Origin of the sequence: Acinetobacter sp. YH16038 (genome assembly GCF_013417275.1) — a bacterium.
In the GTDB taxonomy this organism is placed as follows: domain Bacteria; phylum Pseudomonadota; class Gammaproteobacteria; order Pseudomonadales; family Moraxellaceae; genus Acinetobacter.
The window spans coordinates 44,725-66,950 of the sequence record NZ_VPEG01000003.1 but is presented as its reverse complement, the minus strand read 5'-3'; the positions used below and the strand labels follow the sequence as shown (position 1 = coordinate 66,950).

The 22,226-nt window shown below is 40.6% G+C and carries 14 protein-coding genes; 10 read left to right on the top strand and 4 right to left on the bottom strand.

What is annotated here, in order from left to right:
* Positions 1–147 precede the first annotated feature (147 nt).
* The gene (purD, locus tag FTV34_RS00935) at positions 148–1,431 is read left to right on the top strand and encodes a phosphoribosylamine--glycine ligase (RefSeq protein WP_180068494.1); all 1,284 of its coding nucleotides are present in this window, start codon (positions 148–150) and stop codon (positions 1,429–1,431) included.
* Positions 1,432–1,477: 46 nt separating this feature from the next.
* Here purD and FTV34_RS00930 read toward each other — a convergent pair whose 3' ends face one another.
* Positions 1,478–2,362 carry a hypothetical protein gene (locus FTV34_RS00930; protein ID WP_180068492.1) on the bottom strand — a complete coding sequence of 295 codons (885 nt, stop codon included), beginning with the start codon at positions 2,360–2,362 and terminating at the stop codon, positions 1,478–1,480.
* A gap of 95 nt (positions 2,363–2,457) precedes the next feature.
* On the opposite strand from FTV34_RS00930, the gene FTV34_RS00925 reads away from it, so the two are divergent.
* From FTV34_RS00925 to FTV34_RS00885, 9 genes are all read left to right on the top strand, one after another.
* The gene (locus FTV34_RS00925) at positions 2,458–3,003 is read left to right on the top strand and encodes a GNAT family N-acetyltransferase (protein WP_257226083.1); all 546 of its coding nucleotides are present in this window, start codon (positions 2,458–2,460) and stop codon (positions 3,001–3,003) included.
* Positions 3,004–3,550: 547 nt separating this feature from the next.
* Positions 3,551–4,426 (top strand): MetQ/NlpA family ABC transporter substrate-binding protein, encoded by an 876-nt coding sequence (locus FTV34_RS00920; protein ID WP_005235248.1) that lies wholly within the window; start codon positions 3,551–3,553, stop codon positions 4,424–4,426.
* 72 nt (positions 4,427–4,498) lie between these two features.
* On the top strand, positions 4,499–5,524 hold the full coding sequence (locus FTV34_RS00915; protein ID WP_180068490.1) for a methionine ABC transporter ATP-binding protein: 1,026 nt from the start codon (positions 4,499–4,501) through the stop codon (positions 5,522–5,524).
* Positions 5,521–6,216 (top strand): methionine ABC transporter permease, encoded by a 696-nt coding sequence (locus tag FTV34_RS00910; protein WP_180068488.1) that lies wholly within the window; start codon positions 5,521–5,523, stop codon positions 6,214–6,216. Before FTV34_RS00915 ends, FTV34_RS00910 begins: the two co-directional genes overlap by 4 nt.
* A 581-nt stretch (positions 6,217–6,797) precedes the next feature.
* Positions 6,798–10,370 carry a DNA polymerase III subunit alpha gene (dnaE, locus tag FTV34_RS00905; RefSeq protein ID WP_180068487.1) on the top strand — a complete coding sequence of 1,191 codons (3,573 nt, stop codon included), beginning with the start codon at positions 6,798–6,800 and terminating at the stop codon, positions 10,368–10,370.
* Positions 10,371–10,405: 35 nt separating this feature from the next.
* Complete coding sequence (locus FTV34_RS00900; RefSeq protein ID WP_180068485.1) at positions 10,406–11,254, top strand: RNA methyltransferase; 849 nt, start codon at positions 10,406–10,408, stop codon at positions 11,252–11,254.
* Entirely contained in the window at positions 11,254–12,063 is an 810-nt protein-coding gene (gene cysE, locus FTV34_RS00895; RefSeq protein WP_004786206.1) for a serine O-acetyltransferase, read from the top strand. Before FTV34_RS00900 ends, cysE begins: the two co-directional genes overlap by 1 nt.
* Before the next feature lie 122 nt (positions 12,064–12,185).
* Entirely contained in the window at positions 12,186–13,136 is a 951-nt protein-coding gene (locus FTV34_RS00890) for an ABUW_2363 family tetratricopeptide repeat lipoprotein (RefSeq protein WP_004786208.1), read from the top strand.
* Between the two features lie 124 nt (positions 13,137–13,260).
* Complete coding sequence (locus FTV34_RS00885; RefSeq protein WP_180068483.1) at positions 13,261–15,267, top strand: triacylglycerol lipase; 2,007 nt, start codon at positions 13,261–13,263, stop codon at positions 15,265–15,267.
* Positions 15,268–15,697: 430 nt separating this feature from the next.
* Here FTV34_RS00885 and FTV34_RS00880 read toward each other — a convergent pair whose 3' ends face one another.
* From FTV34_RS00880 to FTV34_RS00870, 3 genes are all read right to left on the bottom strand, one after another.
* A complete protein-coding gene (locus FTV34_RS00880; RefSeq protein WP_180068481.1) occupies positions 15,698–17,698 on the bottom strand; it encodes a DUF262 domain-containing protein in 2,001 nt (666 codons plus the stop codon).
* Entirely contained in the window at positions 17,699–19,141 is a 1,443-nt protein-coding gene (locus FTV34_RS00875) for a DUF262 domain-containing protein (RefSeq protein ID WP_180068479.1), read from the bottom strand.
* Between the two features lie 125 nt (positions 19,142–19,266).
* Positions 19,267–22,179 carry a type I restriction endonuclease subunit R gene (locus FTV34_RS00870; RefSeq protein WP_180068477.1) on the bottom strand — a complete coding sequence of 971 codons (2,913 nt, stop codon included), beginning with the start codon at positions 22,177–22,179 and terminating at the stop codon, positions 19,267–19,269.
* Positions 22,180–22,226: the final 47 nt, after the last annotated feature.

Below are 22,226 nucleotides of genomic sequence, written 5' to 3'. Positions count from 1 at the left end.
TTTTTAAGTATTAAATTTCAAACCCTCCTTTTCATAAGGAGGGTTTGCTACATCAGTAGATTGTTTAATATCTTGCTATAAGATGTTAAAAGATTTTTAAACCTCATTGGGTTTGTGGAATTTCATTTTCGAGGGAATTTTCTAAAGATGAACATTTTAGTTTTAGGTGGTGGCGGCCGTGAACATGCACTTGCATGGAAAATCGCACAAGACGATCAAGTAGCAAAAGTATTTGTTGCACCGGGCAATGCAGGCACCGCAACTGAAAATAAATGTGAAAATGTCGCTTTGGACATTCTCAATAACCCTGCCATCATTGATTTTGCAAAAAACAATGCAGTTGAAATGATTATTGTGGGTCCTGAAGCACCATTAGTAAATGGTGTAGTTGATGCTTGCCGCGAAGCAGGCGTGAAAGTTTGGGGTCCAACTCAATTTGCTGCGCAGCTTGAAGGCTCTAAAGCATTCGCGAAGCACTTCTTAAAACGCCATAACATTCCAACTGCTTTCTACGATGTATTTACTGAAGTAGACGCAGCAAAAGCATTTGTTGAGAAAAATGGCGCACCAATCGTGATCAAGGCTGACGGTCTTGCTGCCGGTAAAGGCGTAATTGTTGCCATGACTAATCAGGAAGCATTTGATGCGATTGATGACATGCTGGCAGGCAACAAATTTGGTGATGCGGGTTCTCGTGTAGTGATTGAAGAATTCCTTGCTGGTGAAGAAGCATCTTTCATTTGTATGATTGATGGCGACAACATCTTGCCAATGGCAACATCGCAAGACCATAAGCGTATTTTTGAAGGCGACCAAGGTCCGAACACTGGCGGTATGGGAGCATACTCTCCTGCTCCTGTTGTGACTGCTGACGTATTCGAAAAAGCCATGAATGAAGTGATGCGTCCGACTGTTGAAGGCATGAAAAAAGATGGTCACGTATACACAGGTTTCTTATACGCAGGCTTGATGATTGACGACAAAGGCCAACCAAAAGTGATTGAGTTCAACTGTCGTTTTGGCGATCCAGAAACTCAACCAATCATGATGCGTTTAAAATCATCTTTGGTTGATTTAGTCCAAGCAGGTCTTGAAGGTAATTTACCTGCAGAAGCTGAATGGGATGAGCGTAAAACTGTCGGGATCGTACTGGCATCTAAAGGCTATCCTGAAACTTCTAGTAATGGCGATGTGATTTCAGGTTTAGATACTGAAATGACTGATGCGAAAGTCTTCCATGCAGGTACAAAAGCCAATGAAAAAGGTGAAATTGTCACTGCGGGTGGTCGTGTTCTTTGTGTCACTGCACTGGGTAATACCATTGGTGAAGCGCAAGCCAAAGCTTTAGAACTTTGCCAAAAAGTAACGTTTGATGGTGTTCAATACCGTAAAGATATTGGTTACCGTGCAATTGCGCGTGAAAATGCTTAATCTAAATTTAGATTAATAAAACCCCGATTCGTTCGGGGTTTTTTATTCAGAAACCATAAAACTTACCAATAGCCTCAGCCAACAAAGTACCCGCTGTAGCCACACTAATCTCCCAACTTCCTGTAGCAGCTTTGCCTACCATTTTACCAATCCATTCACTTACATTTTTTCCAAATTTCTTAGATTTATTTGGGAGATCATCTGCATCAATTGCATCTTTTAATTCCTGGATATCTGAAAAAGTAATTTTGTTATTAGTTAGTACCTGTGCCAAAGAATCAAAATCTTTAGCATAAACATTCATTTGATTATTTTGATTAACCGTACTTTCATTAACATGACCAACAACCCCTTGCATATTCTGAATATGATAATTGTGAACTGACATGGCAACCTCTTTTTCTTTTTCAGTGAATCTAAAACCTTTTCCTAAAATCCCTTCCTCTTCCAACTCTATCGACCATCTCAAAATGCTATTCCTAACTTTCGTTATAATTGCTAAAAGCTGTGATGGATAAATAATAACTCGGGGTTCAAGTTGAACATAATCATCCTGCAATCGCATTAAAGCTATCTTTTGTTTATTTGATAAAGTTTTAATAAAGTGTGAATTATTCTGTTTTAATAAATTTTGTATTTGTCCAATAGAATCATACATATCAACATGAGTTACTATAGAATCAAATTCATCAGGAATAATAAAAGGCTGTAAACCATGATAAGGATTAAAAACTTTTAATTGACCATTAAACTTTCTATAATCAGGTACATTATCTTTACCATATCCAGCCAATTCTGCTTCACACCACTTCTTGAATTCTTTAATCTTAAGTTTTGATGCAACAAGTAATGCTTTGTTTAAAAGTTCCTCAATGTCACTATTGGGATCGCTTGCAAGCATTTGTAGCTGTAAAACTATGGAGTCAGTCAATTTACACCTTTTGTAATTTATTATTAAAAATTAAGAAATTATTAAGATATCTTATACCAAACTTCTTATCATATAGAAAATTTATTTAATTAAGCATGAATATGCCTTCCTACACCATTAGCACCCCTCGCCTGATCCTCCGCCAATGGCAAGACTCCGACACTGCCCTATTTATCCAAATGTGTGCAGATGATAAAGTTATGCGTTATTTCCCCGCCCCTTTGACACCTGAACAAAGTCTACATTTTATTGAAAAAGTGACTCGACAGATTGATCAACATGGTTGGGGTTTATGGGCAGTTGAATTAAAAGAGTCTAAAGAATTTATTGGCTTTATTGGCCTGCAACCACAACCTGATCTGTTTGAGTTTTCACCCTGTGTTGAAATTGGCTGGCGACTTGCCAAAAAGTATTGGCATCGAGGTTATGCGACTGAAGGTGCACGTGCAGTCCTAGATTATGCCTTTAATACTTTAAACCTAGATAAAGTTGCGTCGTTTACTGCCAAATCAAATACCCCATCTGAGGCTGTGATGAAAAAGATAGGTATGGTAAAGACTCAAGAATTTCAGCATCCAAAGCTGCCGGAAGATCACCCTTTATGTTGGCATGTATTGTATGAAATCAAAGTAATTACTTAGGTAAATAAGACACGGCTCAAATCCTCCCTAAACATTTATTAAAAAAGATCTTTCAGTAGCTTAATGAGCTGATGTATTTATCATGTTTATTCATTTTTATGATTTCTATTGGATAAAATCTTATAAAGATCAATCTTTAAGCGATATGTAATTCTGATTTATCTTCAATAAAAATAATATATTGTATTCATTAATATTTTAATCATTTTCATCTAATATATATTCTACTAAATAGATAAGTAGATAGTTTTTATCCACTATATCGAATAAATAATAATTGCTATGATTGCGCCCATTCAGAGCACCAAATTTGACTATATCTTTTATAAAATCTCTATTTACTCTCTCCAAATAGAAAACCGATATAGTGGTTTGGTGAACTCTGACCCGATCGAATTAACGTGAACTGTTGCAGTACATTTGCATTTTCCCTGCCGGAGCCACATGCGACATCGATCCAGAGTCAGATGAAAGTGTAATAAAACTCCACTTTAACATGACCTTAAAATGCATATACTTTAGGCAACACGAGAATTAGGACATCTTTATGAAAAAGCTACTTGGCGTTTTACTCAGTGCATCTGTATTGACACTAACTGCATGCGGAAAACAAGAAGCGCCTGCAACGGACGCAGCACAAAACAAAGACTCAGGTGAACTTCAAACAGTTACTATGGCATCCACTGGTTCAGATGCTGACGTATGGCGCTACATTTCAACTTTGCCTGAAACTAAACAAGCCGGCATCAAACTTGATGTGAAAAACTTCACTGATTATGTTGCGATGAACACTGCGGTTGCCAACAAAGAAATTGATGTTAACGCATTCCAGTCTTATGCCTATATGGTGGCTTATAACGACGCCAATACTCAAAAGATCGCTCCACTTTCTACGACTTATCTTGAGCCAATGGGGATTTACTCAAGCAAAGTGAAAAAAGTTGAAGAGTTTAAGCAAGGTGCGACAATTGCTATTCCTAACGATGGCGCGAATGAATCACGTGCATTGTTACTTTTACAATCTGCGGGTCTGGTAAAACTTAAACCAAACTTTGACCTGGTAAAAGGTACGCCTGCTGACATCACTGAAAATGCGAAACAGATTGTCATCAAGCCAATTCAAATGGCGACTGCAGTCCGTGTGAAAGATGAAGTAGATGCGATTGTTCTAGGTAATACTTTGGCAATGGAAGGTGGTCTGAACGTATTGAAAGATGCGATCTATTACGAAGCGATTGATCAAAGTACTAAAATGAATGTTAACATTTTAGCTGTCGCTGCTGACCGTCAAAATGATCCTGTACTTCAAAAAGTTGGCCAGTTGTATCATACTCCTGCTGTGAAAGCCTATGTTGATGAACACTTCGGTGGTACTAAAGTTGCTGTCAATAAACCAGTGACTTATTTAACCGAAGAAAAGTAATACAATAATCAATATTCAGAACAGGCAAGATTTCTTGCCTGTTTTTTTATTCTTGATGCAGTATTTGACACTATGATTGAATTTAAAGACATCTCCAAACAGTATGAGCTCAAGGGTCAAACCTTACGTGCCTTGAATCGGATTAATTTACAGATTCCAACCGGCAGTATCTTTGGCATTATTGGCTATAGTGGTGCCGGTAAAAGTACCCTGATCCGCCTAATTAATCTGCTTGAACGCCCTACTTCTGGTCAGGTGATTATCAATGGCACGGACTTTACTGCTTTGGATGCCAAATCATTGCGTCAGGAACGTACCCAGATCGGTATGATTTTCCAGCACTTCAATCTGATGCAGACCAAAACGGTGGCTGCCAATATTGAAATGCCAATGAAATTGCTTGGTTGGAGTAAAGCTGAACGAGAAAAACGTCTCGAAGAACTGCTGGATTTTATTGATCTGAAACATAAGCGGCATGCTTTCCCAGATGAATTGTCAGGTGGTCAAAAACAACGTGTGGGTATTGCGCGTGCCCTCGCGAATCATCCGAAAATTCTGCTGTGTGATGAAGCAACTTCTGCTTTAGATCCGCAAACCACCAAATCTGTACTGCAATTGCTGAAACGCATTAATCAGGAACAAGGCATTACCATTGTTATGGTCACCCATGAAATGGATGTCATTGAGACCGTATGTGATTATGTGGCTGTCATGGAAAAAGGTGATGTGATTGAAACCGGTTCTACCCTGCAGATCTTTAGTCAACCTCAGCATCCAACAACCAAGAATTTCATTCAAACTGTACTCCAGCAAAACTTGCCAGTGAATATTCTGGCGAATCTGGAAAACCAGAATCATCACAGTATTTATTGTTTAAAATTCCTGGGCAGCTCTGCGCAGGAAACCGTGATTCAGGGTGTGATCAAACAGTTTGATATCAGCTTGAATATCCTGTTTGCCAATATGACAGAAATTAATGGGTCGGTGATTGGTCAGATGTTTATCCAACTTTTAGGCGATTCAGCGCAAATCACAGCTGCAATGCAATATCTGAGAGATAACGGCGTACAAGTAGATCAGGCAGGAGTACAAGAATGAGAGACTTAATTGTACAGTGGTTGACCACTATTACTGCGCCATTCTGGAAAAGTTCGCTGTCGATGGATCAGTTTGTCACCGCACTGCAAGAAACCTTTCATATGGTGTTCTTCGCAATGCTATTTGGCTGTATCTGGGGCTTTATTCAAGCGATCACTTTGCTGGTAACACGTCCAAACGGGATTCTGCCAAATCGTGTGATTTACCACGTTCTAAACCCGATTGTGAATGCACTGCGCTCCCTACCCTTTATTATTCTGCTGATTGCAGTTATTCCCTTAACAAAATTCTTGGTCGGTACTTCTATCGGTACTTGGGCAGCGATTGTACCTCTAACTATTTATGTCGGTCCTTATATCGGCCGTCTGGTAGAAACTTCTCTACTGGAAGTGAATGAAGGCATTATCGAATCTGCACAAGCGATGGGAGCAACGCCAATGCAGATTATCTTTAAGTTTATTCTGCCAGAAGCACGTAGCTCACTGATTCTGAACCTGACCACAGCAACCATTAGCCTGATTGGTGCAACCGCAATGGCGGGTGCCGTTGGTGCTGGTGGTATTGGTGACTTAGCGATCTCTTATGGTTATCAGCGTTTTGATACATCTGTGGTGATCATGACTGTGATTGTCTTATTGATTCTGGTGCAGATTGTACAAAGTGTTGGCGACTGGTTATCGCGACTTCGTTAAGCTAAATTCCTAAGTAAATAAAGCCCTCTTTTTGAGGGTTTTATTTTCTACCCATAAAAATATCTGCATCTTAAACATCGAAGCGAACATTTGATACATGACTTAGCAGCATGGATGCTGCCGTTGATCTGTCTTACACAAGCTTTAAAGCAATGCTTAAAGCTTGCTCAGGAAGTGCCATCAGATCAACGAGGGGTTTTGTTACTTTTGGCCCGTCAAAAGTAAGGCATAACTACTCAAAATTTAAATTAAAGTAAAAATAATGAAATTCTAATTTTCAAATAACTTTATGAATAAACTTACTGACACTTGAAATTCTTCTTTTACTTTTGAAAGATCAAAAGTAACAAAAATCTTCTGTTAGCTTGATGATACTTCCCTGTATCACAAGCCAACGGCGACATCCATGTCGCCTCATACAAATTCAATTTGGGTGCGTAGTTCTATTTCGATAAAATGATAAGCATAGCTTTAAGTCAATTCTAATTCACAATCTAAAAGTTCAGCATTTCCCCTCAATTTCAAACTGAAACAATAAATCCCGTGCTAAACTATCGAGTGGTTTTTGCAGGGACTCATTTATGCACTTTGTTCATCTTGGTATTCATACAGAATTTTCGATTACTGAATCCATCGTACGGATACCGGACCTGGTCAAAGCTGCTGCTAATGACGAGATGCCAGCACTCGCGCTAACTGATTTGTCTAATCTGCATGCCGCAGTCAAATTCTATAAAAAATGTCTGGATAAAGGCATCAAGCCAATTCTCGGTTCTGAAATCCGCCTGAATGATGCCGAGCATCGTGTCACCCTGCTTTCCATGACCAATAAAGGCTGGCGCAACCTGACTGAACTAGTTTCTGAAGGTTTTATTAGCGGCCAACAACTAGATATTCCTTGCGTACAAAAAGATTGGATTTTAAAGCAGCACGATGACATGATTGTATTGCTAGGTATGCAATCTGATGTCGGCAAAATGCTGATTACCTCAAATCCCGATAAGGCTGAACCTTTACTACAAGAATGGGTAGAGAAATTTGGTAATCGCGTATATTTAGCGCTTACTCGTACCAGTCGTCCTAATGAAGACCTTTTCATTGAAGAAGCGGTCAAACTCGCCAAAAAATATAATATCGGTGTAGTCGCACATAATGACGTGCACTTTATTGCACGCGAAGACTTTGAAGCACATGAAGCGCGTGTCTGTATCGCAGATGGTTATGTGCTTGGTGATAATCGCCGTCCTAAAACCTATAGCCCTGAGCAATATTTTAAAAGCTCAACAGAAATGGCGGAACTGTTTAGCGATATTCCAACCGCGATTGAAAACACCTTCCATATCGCAAAACGTTGTAATGTCACCCTACGTTTAGGTTTCAACGATCTACCAGATTATCCAATTCCTGAAGGCCATACTATTGACACCTACTTCGCACATTTATGTGAAGAAGGTTTAGAAGAACGCCTGAACTTCCTGTATCCACCAGAAAAACGTGAAGAAGATTGGCCTATAATCCGTCAGCCTTATGATGAACGTCTGGCCTTTGAGATCAAGATTATTCTGGATATGGGCTTCCCAGGGTACTTCTTGATCGTCATGGACTTCATTCAATGGTCCAAAGGAAATGGCGTACCGGTAGGTCCGGGCCGTGGTTCAGGTGCGGGTTCCCTCGTAGCCTATAGTTTGAAAATTACCGATCTTGATCCTCTGCGCTATGACCTGCTGTTCGAACGTTTCTTGAACCCGGAACGTGTGTCAATGCCCGACTTTGACGTCGATTTCTGTATCGCTGGTCGTGACCGCGTGATCGACTATGTGGCACGGACTTATGGCCGTGATGCGGTATCGCAGATTGCGACTTTCGGTACCATGGCAGCGAAAGGTGCGATTCGAGATGTAGCCCGTGTCTTGGGTAAATCTTATGGTCTGGCTGATCGTATTTCCAAACTGATTCCCACCAAACCTCTGGGTTTAAGCCTTGAAGAATCATTGGAAGCTGAACCTCAACTAAAAGATATCGTCACCAATCCATCGAATCCCGATTATGACGATGCCTCAGAAATCTGGGAAATGGCACTCAAGCTTGAAGGCATTACCCGTAATACCGGTAAACATGCCGGTGGTGTAGTGATTGCACCGACCAAACTGACCGACTATTCAGCCGTGATGTGTGATGCGGATGGTACAGCACGTGTAGCCCAGTTCGATAAAGACGATGTCGAAGCTGCCGGCCTGGTCAAATTCGACTTCTTGGGTCTGCGTAACCTGACTGTAATTGAAGATGCCATCAAGCACATTAATGCTCGTCCCGATGTCACTGAGCCAGTCAATATTTCCTATATTCCTCTGGATGACAAGCCAGCCTATAACATCTTTGCGACGGCGAATACCACCGCGGTATTCCAGTTTGAATCCGTCGGCATGAAGAAGATGTTGAAGGAAGCGCGTCCAAGCAAGTTTGAAGAAATTATCGCCTTCGTATCCCTGTACCGTCCGGGTCCAATGGACCTAATTCCTGACTTTATCCACCGTATGCATGGTGGCGAGTTTGAATACCTGCATCCTTTGCTGGAAAAAGTATTAGAACCGACCTACGGGATCATGGTCTATCAGGAACAGGTAATGCAATCCGCACAGTTCTGTGCCGGTTATAGCCTGGGTGGTGCGGACTTACTTCGTCGTGCGATGGGTAAGAAAAAACCTGAGGAAATGGTCAAGCAGCGTAAGATCTTCATTGAAGGTGCTGCGAAAAAAGATATTGATGAAGCTACAGCCAACCATATCTTCGACTATATGGAAAAATTCGCAGGCTATGGTTTTAACAAATCGCACGCTGCAGCCTATGCCCTTGTTGCCTATCAAACGGCCTGGTTAAAAGCGCATTACCCGGCTGAATTTATGTCAGCGGTGATGACCTCGGAAATGCAGAACACTGACAACGTGGTATTCCTGATTGATGACTGCCGTCATAACGGACTGGAAGTATTGCCACCATCGGTAAATATGTCGATTTATCAGTTCCATGCCAGCGACCCAAAAACCATTGTCTATGGCCTAGGAGCAATTAAAGGCGTTGGTGAAGCGGCTATGCAATCCGTGATTGAGTCTCGTCAGAAAGAAGGTCAATATAAAGACCTGTTTGACTTCTGTCACCGTATCGACCTGAAAAAAATCAACAAACGTACGCTCGAAGCCTTGATCCGTGCGGGTGCGCTAGATTGTCTTGGTATTGAACGTGCTGACCTAATGGCGCAACTGCCTGAAGCGGTACAAGCTGCGGATCAGGCCCGTCAAAACCGTGAAACCGGCATCATGGACCTGTTTGGTGAAGTTGAAGAAGTTCAACGGAAACCTGCCAAACCGGTGAAACCTTGGTCAGATGAAGTGCGGCTCAAAGGTGAAAAAGATACACTCGGCCTATATCTAACGGGTCACCCAATTGATATATATCGTAATGAGCTGAAAGCCTTTGTTCCTTGCCAGATCAATGAATTAACCCCAACCCGTCGTGGTGTAACGACTGTGTTTGCCGGTCTGGTAGTCGATGTCGCTAACTTCCCGAACCGGATGATGGTGACATTAGATGATGGTACGGCACGTATCGAAATTTCTACCAACCATGAACGCTTCCAGCGTTTTAAAGAGATTGTTCAAGTCGATAAAGTGGTGGTGATTGAAGGTGAAATCTACGAACGTGAAGGTTTTGACCGTCCACTCGGTCGTTTAACTAAGGCCTTTAGCCTGAATGAAATCCGTCAGAAACGTGCTAACAGCATCAAGATTACCTTGCAAGCTGAACATTACAGCAAAACCCTCAGCCGTGACTTGCAGCAGATTCTAGTGCCATATACCAATGTGGACATGAGCACGCATATTCCCGTGATTCTATATCTGGATTATGGCTATGCCACGGCCGAACTGCATCTGGGTTTAAGCTGGAAAGTTGCGCCGCTGGATGATCTTCTCGCCAAGCTGCGTGATTATTTTGGCAAGACTGCGCTCTATATCGAGTATCAGGTGAAGTCTAAAGCTGCACGTGCCGTATCTTATGAACAAGCCAAGCCGGTCGAGGTTCCGCCTCCACCTGCTGACATGAGTATGGACGATGCTCTGGCACAATATGAAGCTGAATCTCAGCCGCAGTATTCATAAATCTCCCATTTTAATATATCCAAACTGGAATCATCATGAGTCAAATTGACAATGCTGCTGTTTCAGCACATCTCTCCCATGTGCGTATTGTCATGGTTAATACCACCCTGCCTGCCAATATTGGTAGTGCCTTACGTGCCATGAAAACTATGGGCCTGTGCAAACTGGTCTTGGTTGCACCAAAAACCTACCCACATCCGGACATTGATGCCCTAGCTGCAGGTGCAACCAATCTGATCGAGCAGATTGAAATCGTAGAAACACTGGAAGAAGCCATTAAGGATTGCCAGATCGTCTTTGGGACCAGTGCGCGTAGCCGCACCATTCCATGGCCTTTACTAGATGTCCGTCCAGCGGCAGAAAAAGCACTTTCTGCTGTGGTGCAAGAAAAACAGGAAATTGCGATTCTGTTTGGCCGTGAAGACCGCGGTCTGACCAATGAAGAACTGGCAATGGCGAATTATCACTTAACCATTCCTGTGAATACGGATTATGGTGTTTTGAATGTTGCTCAAGCCATTCAGGTGATCTGCTATGAACTGCGTATGGCAGCACTGGATCAGGTTGAACACCCACGTGATCCAAAAGCCACCATGCAAGTCATTGATGGCATTGAAATGGAATGGGATGAACCACTGGTGACCCATGAACAGATGGAACAGTTCTACCCGCATCTGGAAAAAATGCTGGCAGAAATTGAATTTATGGATCCAAAAAACCCACGATTACTTCCTTTACGCTTGCGTCGCCTTTTCGGACGTATACAATTAGATCGTATGGAATATCACTTACTTCGTGGTATTTTCACTCGTGTTCAGGCACTGAATAACGGCACCTGGAAAAAATCTTCCCATACATCACAACAGGATGAGGATCAAAACTAATGCTAAAACAGCTCAAAGAAGATATCCAAGCTGTCTTTGCGCGCGATCCTGCAGCACGCAATACCTTAGAAGTCTTAACCACCTACCCTGGCATCCATGCACTGATTATGCATCGCATGGCACATGAGCTATGGAAAAAAGACTGTAAAGGTACAGCGCGTGTTTTATCCTCTTTTAGCCGTTTTGCAACAGGTATCGAAATTCACCCAGGTGCCAAGATTGGTAAACGTTTTTTCATTGATCATGGCATGGGCGTTGTGATTGGTGAAACTGCGGAAATTGGCGATGATGTCACCTTGTATCATGGTGTGACTTTGGGTGGTACCACCTGGAATAAAGGCAAACGTCATCCGACTCTGGAAGATGGTGTTGTTGTTGGTGCAGGTGCTAAAATCCTGGGGCCATTCACGGTAGGTAAAAATGCCAAGGTTGGTTCCAATGCTGTGGTTACCAAAGCAGTTCCGCCGAATACCACAGCGGTCGGCAATCCTGCCCGATTTATTACCAAAGACCAGCCAAAAGATGATGCTGAAGCTCGTCGTCGTGATTATGCAGAAAGCATTGGTTTTCAGCCTTATGCAACAACACAGGATCAGACAGACCCGATTCTGGAAGGCATGCGTGTTCTACTTGACCGTATTCAACAAAATGAAAAACGCATGAATACACTGTGCAACCGCCTGTCTTTGCTTGACCCGACTTTTAAGAAAAACCAGTTAAATGAACAGCCATTTAGCAAGGAAGAACTTAAAATTCTGGAAGATGCGCGCCGTGAGTGCGAAGCACAAACCAGTCAGTCCAAGGCCTGACTATAAATCGTAATTCTTTTGTAACACGCATTTGCTTGCATGATCGCAGCACTTTTCATAGACTGACGATCATGCATTTTTTGAATAGATGTTTTAAAAAATAACATGAATGGACGGATATTATGACCTTGAAGCCCTTAGCAATTGCTTGCTTAGCTTTTACCATGACGGCGTGCTCTATGGCACCGACCTCAAGCAAACAAGAACAGAAACCAGCTGATCAGGTAGTTTTTGTTGAACCTGAACTTACTCCGCCATTTTATGCTTTAAATCCATTTAACTATAACGAACCACCTCCATTTGAAGTTCATTTGCAAAAAGCCGCTGCGCAGCCAGTGACGAAAATGGTGGTCACTGATCCTAAAGATCCGTCTAAACAGTTAACCCTAGATGTGAACAAGCTGATCATCCCGATGGTGGATAGCAATACACGCAGTATGCGTTATGCAGCACTTGCCAATGAAAATGAAATCGACATTACCGAAATCGATGATTTCTTGCAGATGGTAGAAGGTAAAGCGCGTCATTATCCACCCCGCTTTAGCGACCGTCAGGAACGCCGTGGTTTTGAAGCAAAACTTCGCGAAGTTTCTCAACAGCTGGATACCTTGGCTTCACGTCCGAATGCTTCATTTGATGTCTTAATGCGTGCATTTAAGGCCAGCGTGATGGCACGTAATCTTGATTTGGGTTCTATCTATACCACCAAATCAATGACCTATGCACAGCGCATTCTTCGTATTAACCAGGATGATGCTGAAGCAAACTTCTGGTTCGGTTTTGGTCTGTCTGAAGGTGGTGGTCACCGCGAAGCAATTCAGTATCTGGACAAGGCAATGCAGGCGGGTGTTCAAGAAGCTTATTTATCTGCGGCAAATAACTACATTGCCATGGAGAATAAAAAGAACGCTGTTCAGGTTCTGAATAATTACAAAATTAAATATCCGCAAGAAGCTGAAGTCGCTGATCGTCTGATTCAGGAAATTGAAAAACAGGGTCGCTGGAACGTATGGCAAGTCATGCAAACAGCCGCTCCTGCACCAACAACCCCTGCGCCTACACCAGCACAATAAGCTATATTTCAGATTCATAATATTACAAATAGACCGCTTCGGCGGTCTATTTTTATGGGAAAAAATTAGTAAAATACAAAGCATTATCAAGCTTTATAATTTTAAATGAGTGTTCAAAGTCTTTATGCACGAGAAAATAAATAAGATAGCATTACTTTGCACTGTACTCATGACAGCTGTACTGAGTGGCTGTCAGGTGGTGAGTGTTAAAGAGCAGGCTATTAATGTCACCATCAATAATGAACGCGATAGCATTCTTACACGCGATAAGTTGAGTGAAGCCAGTCTGAATGTCCTGTCCATGACCGGACGTGAAGCACAAGTCTGTGAAAATAATCCAGAAGAATGTGTGAAAGAGCTACAAGAAATTCCACAGATTCTGGATGAGCAATTACTTTCAACATCGAGTGAATTATATCTAGCTAAATCACTCCAGCTTGGTAAATCGGCTGAATGTAAAACCAGTGCTCTGGCTAAAACTCGATCTGAAGAAAAACAGCAACTGCAAACCCAGAACCTGCAAAAATGTCAGGAACAGCAGTTACAAATGCTGGATAAAAGTATCCGCTACAGTTATGCCTATCTGTTCCAGACTGAACGTGCACCACAGGACCGGATCTTTGACAACCGACAAGTTCAGATTCGTGACTTTTATAACCTGGCAATTGCTCATTTAATCCAGATCTACGCAGAACGTTATAAAACTAAAGAAGCCGGTCAACGTCTGCAGGTTGGAAACAGTATCTATACCATTAATCTGGACAATTTCCCCCAGCTCAAGAATCAGCCAATTGAACAGTTAATGTCGACCTATAACATGAACTTCTCTGGTCTGCGCTCGATTACCCGTCGTGACGGTTTCGGCTCTGAGTTTCTGGTGGTCTTGCCAGAAGAAGAAATTTCCAAAAAAGATAAAAAATATCTGGTCGATCCACTAAATTACCAATATCAAAATGGCATAAATCCTTTTATTCATTCAGCACGTTATCTGGCAACCACGATTACCGCCATTCCAGAATCAGCAAACTCTGTAGAACAGATCCTGAATAACAGCAACTTCCATTTAAAACTTTATGACCCGTATAAATATGACAAGATTAAAGTTGCCAATAAGGAATATGCTTTAGCGGCAAACTTTTCAGCGCCTTATGGGCTATGGCTGGCAGAAAACAATCTGGGACGCGCAGCTTATCTGACACTGATCAATCGTGACGATAATCTGGTCATGCCGCATCTGTTTATGCTGGAACCTTATAATCCAAATAAAAAGGTTTTAGTGCTGATTCATGGTTTGGCCAGCAGCCCAGAAGCCTGGATTCGTTTAACGAATGATATTATGGGTGATCCGGTCTTAAGAGAAAATTTCCAGGTGTGGCAGGTCTTCTACTCAACCAACATGCCTATACTGGAAAGCCGTTTCCAGATTAATGCGCTGCTTCAACAAGGTTTTGCGCGTATTAGCAATAATGCACCAGCCAAAAAAGAAGCTGTACTGGTTGGACACAGTATGGGCGGTGTCATTGCCCGTCTATTGGTGAGTGATGCAGATATTACTGAACCCGCTTTTAATATTGTAAAAAATTCCCAGTTGACCAAGTTCCGGGACAATCCACTCTTTAAAGCGCGTTTAAAAATGCAGCCGGTTCCGAATTTCAGTCGTGCTATTTTCCTGGCAGCACCGCACAAAGGTACCGATTATGCAGATCGCTGGCATACCAAACTGGCACGTAAAATTATTCGTGTGCCAAGTGCCTTTTTGGGTGCATTTGCTGACACTGTCCAAGGTGAAATTGGCTTAAGTGATTTTCTGCATGAAGTTGGTCGTGATCTGATTCAGAATGGGCCGAGTGATCTTAGTAAGAAATCAAAATTCACGGCACTGACTAAAGATATTAATCCGGCACCGGGATTCAAATTTCACTCGATTATTGGCAATAATACAGATAGTGATGATGAAAATATCATGACTGATGATGTGGTTGCTTATCAGAGTGCATATCTCGAAGGTGCAGCTTCCAATAAAATTATCAAAGGTGGACATTCTGTTCAGGAAACGCCTGAGGCTGTACTGGAACTCCGCCGCCTTCTCAGATTACATCTGGTCGACCTGGGATTATATGACCCTGATTAAATCTTGATAAAAGATATAAAAAGCTGCCTATCGGTGGCTTTTTTTATGGGCAACCCATGTATCAATACCCTTTTATGCTTTATATCGACTAAGTCCGTACAAATACAGATTCCTGCGGATTTATGTTTCTTTCTAAAAATTAAATTTGTTAGACTTGGGGCAATTATTTTTGACATTCAAACCAGTCTTTACAGGATTTTAGCTTAGGCTATTTTTCAGGTTTTCCGAGGATAGTGTTTCGGAAAAAGATTTCGGTTTTGCTTTATATATTTAAAGGATTTTTTCTTAATGACCAGTTCAGAACTTGTGGCTGATCTCTCTAGCTTAACGCCCATGATGCAATAGTACCTAACCTTTGTTTTTATTATATTTTTTTAACATCCAATACATTTAGTATACTAAAAGGTATACATAATAAAAAAGCATGCCTCTAAGAGTATGCTTTTACATTTAATTCTTCCAATAACAACTCTACCATAGCTTGCTGATGCTTTTCTATACTCACTTCATTCCATTCCAATTCGCTCTGTGCAACCTCCATCATCAACTCCAACTTCAAACTGTTTGGTGCTTTCTTGTTATTCCTTAGCCATTTAGCTTTTTGGATCGGCATATCATTAGTGAGTGTAGAATTTTCACTTTGATTTACCAATCCTAGATTACCAAAACCATGCAACAGTGCATCATCCTTTAAAGGTTCACCTACCTTAGGATTCTGTGGATAGAAATGCTCGATAGAATCTTTGTAGCTAAAGTAAAATTTAGAATGGTTTACCTTTTCCTTCTTTAACAAAATGTAATCTAAATAGTTAAAACAGAAGTGTGGAATTTTTCCATAAGTAAAATGCGTTTCAATATCTTGTGAAGTCACTACAGTGTCGCAATCAACTTTTTTAGCATACATGAAACTTTCATAGTCTTGTTCTATTGCTGTTAAGTACCGTTTCTTGATGATACTTCGTGCCAGGTTCTCCACATATGCAAAATAGGCCTCTAAACTGATATCGTTGTCACTCTGATCAATAAACCAATACAAAATGCTGAGTAACCAATTCTTACGTGCATGTGTCGGATAAGAAACATGAAATGCTGATAAAAGCATTACAAGGTTTCGTTGACCTCCTTCTAATGCTAATTCATTTTCCCCTTCCTGTTCAGATTGCGAAAAGGTGTTTACATAGCTCACAGTACCAGAACTATAGTATTTGGGCTTCTTGAGTGACCAACCTTTGTACTGAGGACTATTCTCACGTTTGATGACATACAGATCGAATAAATATCGGGTTTTCAGAAGTAGGTAAATAAAGTCTTTTACATGACCTGCATCTACAATCGTGCTTTTAAAGCTTTCTAATAAAGTCTTATCATCGAGTGCAATCTTGCTAGAGTCACCATCAGTGAATTGTGTTTTGACATATATTTTCAAAACTTGCATCAGGAAATTTGGATAATCAATAATGCTTGTGAAGCGCTCACTCGACTCTTCATTGGGCTTTTGAGTCACTGGAATAGACTTAAGCTTTAGAATTCCTTCCAAAGTGAGCTGATCCCCATATGAGCTCTTCCCTTCAGTCCTAGCATCTTTCAATTGTGTTTCGATAGGTAAGCATGACTTCAACTGTTCATAATCATTAACAGACCAATCATGATATGAACCACCAAATATCCGCTTTCGCTGATCTGCATTAAAACCATAGGCAACATATTTATACATATCCTGACATGCTGACCACACCTGATGAACAACATGACGATTTACATCATCATCACTTAAAAGACTCAGAAAATGTGCCTTAATCACTTCATGGGCTTCTAACTGTTCACCACGGTTATTCAGCGCATCAAAATAATGCGTCACATCTGCAAGCTCTGGAATCATAGTGCGTAAAATCACGACGTGATTCAGTAAATAGTCTGCAAATTTTTCAAGCTCACTCTCTTGAACTATCTTCAAACACTCAGCATCAATGATTTGATAGCCTCTCAGGATAGAGTGATCACCATACTCTACATTCAATCTATCTAGATCTTTTTCAAGGGTTTGATCGCTCGCAAACTTCCACAAAGAGTTTAAAATAATCGCTGACTTTTCACGGCTTTCAAAGCTCAATCGTATTTTCTGAAATTGATCTAGTTGCGAATTTTTAAGCTTAGACTTCAAAAATAAAGCGATAAGATTTAAAGTCGTAAATCGCTGTTGTCCATCTAACACTTCAAAGTACTTTTCTTTTTTCGCTACGACTAAACTACCAATATAATAGTTTTCATCACTTACCTTTGATTTTAGATAATAATCATAAACATCCTGTATCAATGCTCGGATCTGTGGTTTCCCCCAAGCATAGTTCCTTTGATATACAGGAATTTGATAATTTACATCTTCGCTCAACAATTGAAAGATGGTATATGGCTGTGTTTGCTCTTTTGACATTTATCCCTGCTCCGCCATATATTTCATTTCTACAAATAGTTTTTTAATTCCTTCAACTTTACTTTTATTACTTCTCTCGCTTAGCTTACTCGAATCAATGATACTCAAAGAAAAATTAAAGAAGTCTTTGGGTCTTAAGGATTCGCCCAAACGTCTAAAGAGGTTGTGATCTATGACATGACTTTCAATGCTTGATTCATAGATGCTTGATTGCGTGAGTCTTAAACTATAAGCCCAAATGAACCCTATTTCTAAAGCACTAGAAAAATCTACTTCACCAAAACGATCGTAGTATGCCAAGAGAAAAGCATTCAGTATTTTACGGACATAGCCATCACCCGTCCGTGTTCGACCAGAGTAAACATAATCTTTAGAACTCTCAGTGACAGTAACGCCATTGATGACGTTCCAAATTTTTTTCGACATTTCTGTTTTCAATAATGGTTCTACCCAAGCATCATTGCCGAGTGGATAAAGCAGACCTAATGCTTTGCTTTCATAGTGCGTAAACCATTCAAAAAAGCGTCGCCCATTGATCATCGTTTGAGTAATTTGAAATGGATAGACTAAATGTAGGTGATCTACTTTACGGAAGCGATCACAGTTGTACTCATCAACCATGCTATGCAAGATACGATATGACTGGCTTAGTGGAAAACGATCTTCCAGATGCAGTGACAAACCTTTAAAACCATCAACCTGCTCTTTACCAAAGGTGAATGCCTTTTCCCCTTTCGTCCATTGTCTGATTGGATAAAGCAAATGGGAGAAAATCTTATGTACATCCTTTTCTTTTCTTTGCTCCCATTGCTGAACAGCTTGTGCTTTTAATTGCGCTTCTGAGGGATCAAATTCTCGTAGATGGTATGCCTTCAACAAGTCATGTGGATGTAGATCTAATCCTCTTGAGTTTTGTGAATCAAAGAACTGGAAAGCCTCAGAGAGCTTGCCTAATTCAACGATGACGAACTCACATTTAGATAGCAGGATATCAATGTATTCTTCTAGAGGCTTAGATCTCGGTTTATCGAGTAGCCGAACAACGACATCATAATTCCTGCGTAGATTTTCTTGGCTAATACGGCACGCAGGAATATCTAGACTAAATTGAGGCAGTCTAACCTTGTTTAGTTCAGTTTTTCTCGCTTGTAAGGCATGCCAAATGAGATAAAAGGTCAAAGTACGTTGCTGACCATCTACGATATCCTTTTTTGCTTCAGCAGATTCCTTATGTAAAACAATAGTCCCAAGACGATACTTATAACGATCATCATCACGATTCTTAGGCGTGATGCTAGCAACAAAATAATCCAAATCATCAAACAGCGTTCTGACATGCTTCTCTGTCCATTTATACGGACGCTGATAATCAGGAATGCTTAAAGATTGCTCATACAACGTTTTTAATGAGACAACGCTTGGCTCTAAAGTAGCTGTAGTCATGGTTTGCCAATATTCATTTTAAATTGATCTTTATGGAGTGACATTCGCAATGCACAAGCGGAATAGACGCTAGATGCTCTGTGGTAATGCCACTCTGCCAAGACATTAATTTTTTAGTCGACTCATTACAACTTCAAACTATAACGGCTTAATAAATCAGATGTCTTCGCATGTAACTCTGCAAAATAACGACCACGTTTCAGCAATGGTGGCTTTTGTATTGGGAGCTCCTTAATCTCATGAGGCAACGGAAGGCGCTCGGTGAAATTAAAGTTATCTGCGACTTTATCAAACTCAGGCTTTTTCAACTGTTCATCACGGCAGAAGCCCTCATAAGCTTGCGCTCTTTCAGCATCCCAAAAGGCAGAGAATGCTTGTTTCACCGTTTGACCTGTGATCATCTTTGGCAGTTGTTGTTCAATGAATTTTTCAATCAGTTCTTTTTTGTTATACATCTTGGCATCATTGCTCAGCATATCCATCAACTCTTTTCTGCGTTGATCCTTCTGCGTTTGACTTGATGCAGTCGCAATCAGTCCAAGCAGTGCAATGATGTAATCTTGATTCACTCGGTCGTTGTGTACTAATTCGAGTTGGAAGTCGATATCATCCAATACGGAGACTTTATCCTTACCATCAGATGGCTGTTTGATGCGGTTATAGAGGTCTTTATATTTACCTTTATAGTCCTCCAAATCTTGCGAACTAATCGGTGCCTTGTTTTTATCGAACTCAGTAAACATATTGAGTAAGTTGCTCAAACGTAAAACTTCTCTAAATGCTTCCACGAATTTTAACTGTTCAGCTTCAAGCTTTAAGTCATCTACATTCTGACAGTTTGGCGTCAATGTTTTTAACTGTGCTACTGCTGTTTCGTACTGTCCTAAGAAAACACTCATTTCAGGCACAGTTACGATATCAACGGTATTTTTATTTGAGAATAAAGCCAGTGCTTTATCTGTCGCTTGTTTTAAATTGCGATAACACACGACATTACCGAATGGCTTAGATGGCTTGTATACACGGTTGGTACGTGAGAATGCCTGAATCAAACCATGATATTTTAAGTTTTTATCGACATAGATGGTATTGAGTGGTTTTGAATCAAACCCTGTCAGGAACATATTCACCACAAGCAATAAGTCGATTTGCTCATCTTTTTCATACTTGATGTTATAGAACTTCACACGCTTACCGAGGTTCTGATAATAATCATAGAAGCTGTCAGTGGTATTGTAGCTTGATCCGTAGGTTGCATTGTACTGTGCGATATAACGATTCAGTTTGGCTTTACGGGACTCATCCACACTGTTTGGTGCATCGACAGGCTCTTCGGCAATCATGCCTGCTTCTGTTTCTTCTATGCTTGCTTGCTGATCTTGTTCTTCTGTCGCATAAGAAAATATGGTTCTGACTGAGATTGGCTGAAAATAGCTTTCATTTCGTTTCGCCTCTTCCGCCATTTCTGCCTGTACTTTCTCAAATAGCTCATAGTACTGAATCAAGTTCTCGACTGAGCTGACACAGAACATGGCACAAAATTCTCGGTTCTTAGTCTTCTTGTCATGGATACTTAAGATATGACGAACAATTTTTTCCAAACGTTCTGGATTGTCATACAGCTCCTTGGTATCGATACCTTCAACCTGCTCAGTCGCCCCACTTGCATCAGAACTACTGTATTTACCCCAATAATCAATTTGGAAAGGCAATACATTTCTGTCCGTGATTGCATCTACGATCAGGTATTCATGTAGTCTTACAGGGAATAAATACTCCGTAGTAAAGGTCTCACCCGATTTCTTTAGGCTGTTGGTGGAAAAGATTGGTGTGCCTGTAAAACCAAACATCTGTGCATTTTTAAAGAAGCGCTTGATGTTCTGATGTGTTTCACCAAATTGGCTACGGTGACATTCATCGAAGATAAATATGACTTTTTCATTTTGTAGATCCGCCATCTCTTTTTGATGTCGATCTTTGGTGATCGCATTATTCAGCTTTTGGATGGTGGTTAAGACAAGACGATTATCTAAGGAGCGTAACTGTTTGATCAGATTAGCTGTGTTGTTGGTACTGTCTACAGAGCCTTCTCGATAGGCATTGAATTCTGTATAGGTTTGCTCATCTAAATCCTTACGGTCAACCACAAAAATGACACGACGAATTTCAGGATTTTTGATTAGCAATTGACTTGCCTTAAACGAAGTTAATGTTTTACCTGAACCCGTTGTATGCCAGATATAGGCATTTTCCTTTGAGGTCTGTACATGCTGAACCATACGCTCAATCGCATAGATTTGGTATGGGCGCAGAATCATCAAAAATTCATCTGAGTGATGCAAGACAATGTACTGAGACAGCATCTTGAAGGCATGTGCAGGATTTAAAAATGCATTCGTAAATTCTGTAAGGTCATTAATGTTTTTATTGTTTTCATCTGCCCAAGGGAAAGCGAACTCAATACTCTTTGTACCATTGGCATAATACAAACAGTTCACGCCGTTGCTGATTACAAAGAACTGGATATAACCAAATAAGCCATCACCTGCTTTATAAGCTGTTTTTGCGTATTCAATCGTTTGCTTAAAGGCTTGCTGAATTTCTACGCCACGTCGTTTTAGTTCCACTTGTATCAGAGGAAAGCCATTCACCAATAAAGTCACATCAAAACGACTGGTCTTACCATTCAAAGTAGAATGGTCAGATACGATTTGATTAGAAACTTGAAAAGTATTGTCTAATGCATTTTCACCAAGAAAATACAAATGTTTGACTGTGCCATCATCAAATTTTAATGGAAAACGATCACGTAATAACTGTGCCTTTCTAAATACGGTATTTTCTTTAGTAAGGTAATGCCAAACCTGTTTCCATTCTTGTTCTGAAAATGGATTTGAGAGTTGATTAAGTTTTTGAATTTGTAGTTTTAAGTTATCAAGCAATGCCTTTTCGGTGCGTAGATACACCCTTTGATAGCCTAGTCCTTCAAGTTGTTGAATGAAGTTATTTTCTAGCTCAAGTTCTGCTTGTGTACTCACTCTTCAGTCTCTTATTCGATATTTATAAAACAATGATTTAAATCATT

Bases quoted from the DNA above. Each gene is read 5' to 3' on its own strand.
- purD (WP_180068494.1), top strand. From the start codon at position 148: ATGAACATTTTAGTTTTAGGTGGTGGCGGCCGTGAACATGCACTTGCA.
- FTV34_RS00925 (WP_257226083.1), top strand. From the start codon at position 2,458: ATGAATATGCCTTCCTACACCATTAGCACCCCTCGCCTGATCCTCCGC.
- FTV34_RS00920 (WP_005235248.1), top strand. From the start codon at position 3,551: ATGAAAAAGCTACTTGGCGTTTTACTCAGTGCATCTGTATTGACACTA.
- FTV34_RS00915 (WP_180068490.1), top strand. From the start codon at position 4,499: ATGATTGAATTTAAAGACATCTCCAAACAGTATGAGCTCAAGGGTCAA.
- FTV34_RS00910 (WP_180068488.1), top strand. From the start codon at position 5,521: ATGAGAGACTTAATTGTACAGTGGTTGACCACTATTACTGCGCCATTC.
- dnaE (WP_180068487.1), top strand. From the start codon at position 6,798: ATGCACTTTGTTCATCTTGGTATTCATACAGAATTTTCGATTACTGAA.
- FTV34_RS00900 (WP_180068485.1), top strand. From the start codon at position 10,406: ATGAGTCAAATTGACAATGCTGCTGTTTCAGCACATCTCTCCCATGTG.
- cysE (WP_004786206.1), top strand. From the start codon at position 11,254: ATGCTAAAACAGCTCAAAGAAGATATCCAAGCTGTCTTTGCGCGCGAT.
- FTV34_RS00890 (WP_004786208.1), top strand. From the start codon at position 12,186: ATGACCTTGAAGCCCTTAGCAATTGCTTGCTTAGCTTTTACCATGACG.
- FTV34_RS00885 (WP_180068483.1), top strand. From the start codon at position 13,261: ATGCACGAGAAAATAAATAAGATAGCATTACTTTGCACTGTACTCATG.
- FTV34_RS00880 (WP_180068481.1), bottom strand. From the start codon at position 17,698: ATGTCAAAAGAGCAAACACAGCCATATACCATCTTTCAATTGTTGAGC.
- FTV34_RS00875 (WP_180068479.1), bottom strand. From the start codon at position 19,141: ATGACTACAGCTACTTTAGAGCCAAGCGTTGTCTCATTAAAAACGTTG.